Annotated in this window: 5 protein-coding genes; all 5 read right to left on the bottom strand. The window is 53.0% G+C overall.

Features of this window, described 5'->3' with window-relative positions; genetic code table 11:
* The coding region (locus PN477_RS07525; protein ID WP_272147122.1) for an Hpt domain-containing protein at positions 1 to 473 on the bottom strand (473 nt) is incomplete at its 3' end.
* A gap of 43 nt (positions 474 to 516) precedes the next feature.
* Positions 517 to 1,965, bottom strand: a complete 1,449-nt coding sequence (locus PN477_RS07520) for a HAMP domain-containing methyl-accepting chemotaxis protein (protein WP_272121111.1) — start codon at positions 1,963 to 1,965, stop codon at positions 517 to 519.
* Between the two features lie 434 nt (positions 1,966 to 2,399).
* Positions 2,400 to 3,785, bottom strand: coding sequence for a flavin monoamine oxidase family protein (locus PN477_RS07515; RefSeq protein ID WP_272121109.1), 1,386 nt, complete (start codon positions 3,783 to 3,785; stop codon positions 2,400 to 2,402).
* 115 nt (positions 3,786 to 3,900) lie between these two features.
* Complete coding sequence (gene glgB / locus PN477_RS07510) at positions 3,901 to 6,249, bottom strand: 1,4-alpha-glucan branching enzyme (protein ID WP_272121107.1); 2,349 nt, start codon at positions 6,247 to 6,249, stop codon at positions 3,901 to 3,903.
* A gap of 573 nt (positions 6,250 to 6,822) precedes the next feature.
* Positions 6,823 to 6,969: a hypothetical protein gene (locus PN477_RS07505; protein WP_272121105.1), complete on the bottom strand. Its 147-nt coding sequence runs from the start codon at positions 6,967 to 6,969 to the stop codon at positions 6,823 to 6,825.
* Positions 6,970 to 7,555: the final 586 nt, after the last annotated feature.

The raw sequence follows: 7,555 nt of genomic DNA, 5'->3' as shown, positions 1-7,555 counted from the left end.
GCTGCCGCCTCGATGGGGTCGGCGGCAGGTTCAGGAACTGGGGGGGCAACGTCAGGCAGCGGCGGGGCGGCGGCTTGCTCGGCGGTGGGGGGCGGGGCGGCTCCCATCAGTTGGGCGAGGGTGTGGAAGGTGTCTACGCCGCTGGGTTCACCGGTGACGGCTTCGGTGACGAGTTTTTGAATTGCGTCGAGGCCGTGGTAGAAGCGATCGCTCAATTCCGGGGTCATCACCACTTCCCCCCGCTGCACTTCCCCCAGGGTATGCTCCATCTGATGGATCAGCTTCTCTACAGAATTCACCCCCAACATCCGCGAATCCCCTTTTAAGCTGTGGGCTTCCCGCAGCAATTCATCCAAGGACGACAGTTGATCGGGCTGTTTTTCGAGTTGAAGGAGACCTGCTTCGAGTTTTTGCAAGTGCTCTTCGCTCGCAGTTTTATAAAGATTCCGGAGTTCTTCGTCTTCAATAAACATGGGCATACTGTGGAATTGAGAATGGATGATTCAGGGGGGCGGCTTAGACTAGGGCTTTGAGGTTGAGGGTGGTTTCATTTAACGTTTGGGTTACTTGTTTGGTTTGATTAATGCCCCAAGCGGTTTCTTGGGCCCCCTGATTGATCTGGTTCATCGCATCGACCACTTGGGCGATCGCCAGGGCCTCTTGCTCAATACTTTGGGCAATTTGTTGACCACTGAGCACCACATCCCCGATCGCTTGATTCACCCCCTCAAAGGTTTGGGAGGTTTCACGGGTTAGGGCGACACTCGTCGCCACACTTTGGCTACTTTGGTCTGCGATCGCCACCGTCATCTGAATCACCCGTTGAATCGCTTTAATCCGCTCATTAATATTTTGCGTGGAGGTTTGGGTTTGTTCCGCTAGTTTCCGGATTTCCGTCGCCACCACCGCAAACCCTCGACCCTGCTCCCCAGCCCGCACCGCCTCAATTGAGGCATTTAACGCCAGCATATTCGTTTGTTGGGCAATATCATCCACCAGCCGAGAAATACTTTCAATGGCCTCAGACTGTTCGATCAGTTGTTGATTGTGTTGCACCACTTCCGCCACTGTTGTTTGCAGGTGATTAATTTCCGCTAAGGTGCGACTCGCCGTCAGGCTGCCCTGTTGCGCCAACTCAAACACCTCTTGGGCCCGATTCACCACCGACGCAACCTGCTGCGACGATTTTTGAGACGAGACCTCCAATTCATTCATCGTCGTTGTGGTTTCCTGTACCGACGATGCCTGTTGAGCCGCGACGCTATCCTGCTTCACCGCCACACTCGCCATCTCTTCACTCGTGGTCGCCACCGTGTTCACCATTTCTTCTAAGGTCGAGGTGATGGCCTGAGAAATTAAACGCCGCAGCGGTGACAGCATCACCCCCATCGTAATTACCAACAAAGGAATAAAAATCCGTAGAATCCACTGAAAGATTTGGGCTGCGATTAAACGCTCGGCGGCGGCGGTATCAAGTTGCAACTCGATCAGTTCTTGCACCTTCGCTGTAATCGGATCAATGAAACGGTAAATGTCGCGATCCATCTCATTTAATTGCTCGCGATCGCCACGGCGTAACACCGCCACCAAGTCATCGAGTTCGGATTCAGATTGGGCAAATAACATCTCGGCTTTCTGGGCCAGTTCCGCCTCGGCAGGTGTAAGCTGGGTTCCTCGATAGGATGTCCAGGTAGTTTCAATTTGCGATCGCGCCGTTTCAATCGACTCCAACGCCTCCTCTGGGGTGAGAATGTTCACATTCACCTTATTCGTCGCATCCACAATCGACACCGCATAGGCATCGGACACCGTTTTCAACTGTTGCATCGGCACAATGCGATCGTCATAAATCGTGCGAATCTGGTGATTCATCAACGCAAAACCACCAATGGACAGTCCGCCTAACACGCCAAATAACAGCGCAGGCAATACGCTAAACAGTTGAATTTTTCCTTTTAAGTTCATGATCTTCCCTCCGGTGATGCTCAAGCCAATTAACCAACGTGTTGATGCTTCAATCGGTTAGAAATCGCGATCGCACTCCTCAACTTGACAGCGAGCCTGATGCCACCCTAAATCCCCGTAATGTTGATTCTCTTTAGGAGTTGACGACAAGCACCACCTGTGAGTTTTATTCTCTTTAGAACCCAAAAAAGATGACTGACAAATCCCATCAAGCTGGGTGATTTTTCATTACAGTCGTTCAGAATGATGGAATGATTGATGATGTGAATACGCTTGATTCTAGGTGAGGTGTGATCCTCCTTGCGGTTTCGTTACGCTTCAGGATAAAGAAAGATGACAGTCCTATTTATTACTGTAAGACCCCTCGATCCGATGGGAGCTATTCTGTTCATAAATCAACACTTTTAAAGCGTTGAACTCTCACAGGTTTGGTATTAATCACTGAACCGTTGAGCCACTTGGGCCGCCGCCCGTTGTCCGGACAGATACGCCCCATGGACAGTACCCCGATAGGTGGGATGGGTATGTTCGCCAGCGAAAAAGAGCACCCCATGGGCCGGACGGCCAAGGGTCGCGAAATCATCGGGGGTTGCACCCACAGCAGCGTAGGAGTAGGAGCCGCGACTCAAGGGGTCGGCCGTCCAACGGGAGACGAGGAGACGCTCTACCTCTGGAATATTGGGGCCAAAAAGGGTACGCAGAACGCCCATCGATTCGGAGGCGATCGCCTCTTCCGTCTGCTGTTCTAACGCCAGTCCCGCCTGCCCCAGCCCAAAGGTCATTAACACCGGTGCATCGCTAAAGGTACGCGCATTCAGGAAATAACTATATTTACCTTTTTCGGGGTGGGCATAGCCAAAATACTGCTGGGTTTGATCCCAAAACGGGCGCGGAAACTGCAACACCACTTTATTCACATGGCCCATCTTGAGATTGGCCATGGAGCGGCGCATTTGAGTCGGCAACTCCGGCGTAAAGGTCACCGCCCCGCTTTGCAGCACCCCCAACGGCAGGGTAATCACGGCATAATCGGCATTAAATTCGCCTTGGTTCGTGGCGATCGCTACCCCGCTATCCGTGTGGGTAATGGCTTCTACGGTGTGATTAAGTTGGATCGCTAAATCCTGAGCCAGGTAGTTGACCACGGCATCGTAGCCCCCCGGTAAAATCACATCCGCACCGGGAAACGCTTCATCTTCGTTCCAATACCAGGCGGAAAGATCGGCGATATCGCCCCCGGCATCAAATTCGAGCCAACTGGTGAGGTGATAGCGCAGCAGGGGATCGGTGAGGGCATCGGGGGCAATTTTGCGCAGGGCAGCGGCAATCGAGAGGTCGCGGTCTTGGTCTTCACTGTAGCGGGCGAGACGCTTGAGGAGTTGATGGTATTGCGCTTCGGCCCGTTCTAGTTCTGCATCGGTCACGGGTTCACCGTTGGGGCGATAGACGACAACGCGATCGTCCTCGGTGACGAAGGTGGGCGCACCCGCTGCGCGGGCGAGGGGGGTGATCGGGTTGTCGCCGTCGGGGCCATGAATCCAACTGGCTCCCATGTCCATGGGCACGCCGAGGCTGCGGTCTGTCCAGATTCGACCCCCGATGCGATCGCGCCCCTCCAACACCGTCACCGCAAAGCCTTGGGCCGTCAAATCACGGGCTGCCGCCAACCCCGCCACCCCTGCACCCACCACCAGCACCGAGCGACCTTGGCCCACCCCTTGGGCGCGTTTCTGATTGCCGCAACTGGCGAGGGTAGAGCCGAGGGCGATCGCCCCCCATCCCATGTGCTGTAAAAATCGTCGTCGCTGAAATCGATTCATGGCCACCAGGGGGGTAAGGGACTAAACTAATCAGAACAAATCCCATTTCCACGGTTGAAAATGGGATCTCAGGATTCAGCCAGACTAAAGACTGATTCCCGTTAGAGTGAACGCATTAACTCGCCGTCGTGCTGGTGGTCTCGTCCACCGTCGTCCCACTCACATCCACCGCCTCTGCTTCCGGCGGGGCAAACGCCGCCGCCGTTTTGACGCGATCGATCTTGAACATCAACACACCCAAGGGCGGCAAGCAGAGATCCACCGAATAGGGTTGGTTATGGTAGCCCCATTCTTCGGCCCATTTACCGCCCAGGTTCCCCATATTGCTGCCGCCGTATTGGCCCGCATCACTGTTGAAGATTTCCGTGTAGAAGCCCAGTTCCGGCACACCAACGCGGTAATGGCTGTGGGGTTGCGGCGTGAAGTTACAGACCGCAACGATGAAATTCTGATCATCATGGCTGCGACGGATGAACGACACCACACTATGGCTACTGTCGCTACAGTCGATCCAGTCAAACCCTTCTTGCTCGTAGTCTTTTTGATACAGCGCGGGTTCCCGCTTGTAGAGGGCGTTGAGGTCGGCGAAGAACTGCTTCAGTTGTTGGTGGGACTGGTGTTCAAGCAGGTTCCATTCCAGGTCGCCCCAGATATTCCACTCGCTCCATTGCCCAAACTCCATACTCATGAACAGGGTTTTCTTGCCAGGGTGGGCAAACATATAGGCGAAGAGCGATCGCACATTGGCGAACTTCTGCCACTCATCCCCCGGCATCTTGCCGATCATATTGCTCTTACAATGCACCACCTCATCATGGGACAACGCCAGCATATAGTTTTCGCTGTGGTTGTACCACATACTGAACGTCACATTATTTTGGTGGAACTGCCGGAACCAGGGGTCCATGCTGAAATAATCCAACATATCGTGCATCCAACCCATATTCCACTTCAGGTTAAAGCCCAAGCCCCCCACATAGGTGGGCCAAGACACCATCGGCCAATCCGTCGATTCTTCCGCGATCGACAGCGCCCCCGGATAGTAGTTAAACAGCACACTATTGAACTGACAGATAAACTCCCGCGCCTCTAGGTGCTCATGGCCGCCGTATATATTCGCCGTCCATTCCCCATCTTTACGGAAATAGTTACGGTACAACATCGAAGCCACCGCATCCACCCGAATTCCGTCGATGTGGTACTTGTCAAACCAAAACAGCACATTCGACACCAAGAAATTCCGCACCTCATTTCGGCCATAGTTAAAGACCAGCGTGCCCCATTCCTTATGTTCCCCAATGCGCGGATCGTCATATTCATAGAGGTGGGAACCATCAAAGAAAGCCAAACCATGGCTATCTTTTGGGAAATGCCCCGGAACCCAATCCACCAACACCCCAATGCCCGCTGCGTGGCACTGATCCACAAAATACATGAAATCTTCCGGCGGGCCATAGCGAGAGGTGGGCGCGTAGTACCCCGTCACTTGGTAGCCCCAGGAGCCATCGTAGGGATGTTCCGCCACGGGGAGCAGTTCAATATGGGTAAAGCCCATCTCCTGGACGTAGGGAATCAACCGCTCCGCCATTTCGTAATAGGTGAGATACCGCGCACCGGGCTTGTAGTCGTTAACCTGGATCGGTTCCCCGTTACCGTTGCAATATTGAGCCGGGTAGTCAATGGACTCATGCCGCCATGACCCCAAGTGCATTTCATAAACAGAAATGGGATGCTTGAGTTGTTCGGTGTTGCGGCGTTGTTCGAGCCATTCCGCATCATGCCATTCAAAGCTGTCGAGATCGGCGACGATCGAGGCGCATTTGGGCCGCACTTCTTGGTAGAAGCCGTAGGGGTCGGACTTTTCGTAAATATGTCCTTCCCAGTTTTTGACTTCGTATTTATATTTAGTGCCGACGGCTACTTCTGGCACAAAGAGATCCCAGGTTCCGTTCCCCCGTTTGCGCATCTGGTGAAGGCGGCCATCCCAGTTGTTGAATTCGCCAATGATGGACACGTTGCGGGCATTGGGGGCCCAAACGGCAAAGTAAACCCCGGCAACGCCTTCAACGGTGAGGGGGTGGGCTCCCATTTTTTCGTAGATACGGTGGTGGTTACCTTCGGCGAAGAGATGAAGGTCAAAGTCCGTGAGTTGGGGGGATTTGAAGGCGTAGGGGTCATAAACGACGCGCTCGTGTTTGCCTTCTTGAATGCGGAGTTGGTAGTTGGCGAGTTCGGGGGTGTCGATTTTGCACTCGAAAAAGTGGGGGTGATGCACGGCTTGCATCAAGTATTCTTTGTGTTCGTCAGGACAAAGCACCCAAACTTTGTCGGCGTTGGGGAGGTAGGCGCGGACGACCCAGTTTTTGATCGTGCCGTTTTGTTCGAGGGGGTGGGGGCCCAGTACCTCAAAGGGGTCGTGGTGTTGATTCCAAACGATCTTGTTAACTTGTTCTGGAGCAATCATATTGACGTTTTTATCGTGATTAGGTAACAAACACTCGAACTGCGATGTCTGATGCGGTGGGCTGGGGATGATATTGAATTGGGTTAAGTTTAATATATTTTATTGACACTCCCCATCCTAAATGCGTGGGGATTCTGGGTTCAGCGAAATCACTTGCTCTGACAGGACTCTAGACCTAAAGCCGTCCTAGACCTGGGCTGAGCTTGCCGAAGAGGCGGAGTCTTAAACCCAGAATTCCTGATAATTCTCAATCTGGGGATTTTTCTGAGTTGGGGGGCACGATCGCTCCTCAACATCTTGAGGGTTGAGACACTTGGGAGGATATGAGGGAAATTCCCAAACCGCAGGCGAGGGTTGTTCCTTTGGCGTTGCCCCAATGCACATGGGTGAGCTTGGCTTGGTTGAATTGAGGGGTTGCTGGGAGAAGATGTCAAAACAATGCCGATAACAGTGTTACCGGCGTTTTTGTACTTCGTTTTTATCCTAATGTTGGGTGATTATTTCAGGGCCGCGTCTGGTTTTGTGGGGAATGCGGCCCTGGGCGAGGGTGCGATCGCAGTCTCTCATCCATCGTTAGGATTTAATCCAGCGGCAGTAGAGTTTACCGTTGTCGTCTTTTTCCCAGTGGGCGATGAGTTGAGGCTTGGCTGACTTTAGCGTAGGATTCCAGCGGCTGGAATATTGGGTCAGGGTTGGATTGTGGGTAGGGGTGTAAATCATCGCAACCTCCTAGGCTGAACTAAATTGTGGAATATTTGACTGTTTTGTTAACGGCTTATTAACGTTCTCTTAACCTAAGGATATCGGACAAGCCCCACGAGACTGTGTGATGATCATCACATGTTACAAATCATCACATGTTACAAATTGTCATGTTGCGATGCCGCTTAATCCACAAGCCACGGCCGACCCGATCCAGTCTTGGGAAGGGATGAGTGATTGTGCGAGGGATTTATCGTCCAAAAGAGAAGCAACCCAGCCGGACAATCGGAACAATGACGATCCGCTCTGCGATCGCCATCTCTCAGGTTGACAAGAATTTTTTTGTGTTGCCGTTGGAGAGGGTGCGACAGGAGAGTGCTAGGTTTGTGGGTAAGGATGGGGGCAGAATCTCCCCGCTGTCGGATGTCTCGATGATTGTCTTCACCGTATTTTGAGGGTTTGATCATGTCTCTTACTGAACAGTTACAGGGTTTTGTGCAGTTTTGCCAAGCTCACATTACGGGGGATGAAAAGGGCGAGGCTCAGGTGTTTCTCGATCGCTTCTTTGTGGCATTTGGCCATGAGGGGGCGATGCAGGCGGGGG

It is taken from the genome of Spirulina subsalsa CS-330 (assembly GCF_028330765.1).
Classification (GTDB): Bacteria; Cyanobacteriota; Cyanobacteriia; order Cyanobacteriales; family Spirulinaceae; genus Spirulina; species Spirulina subsalsa_A.
The sequence above is the reverse complement of the archived record's forward strand: the minus strand, read 5'-3'. Positions and strand labels throughout refer to the sequence as shown.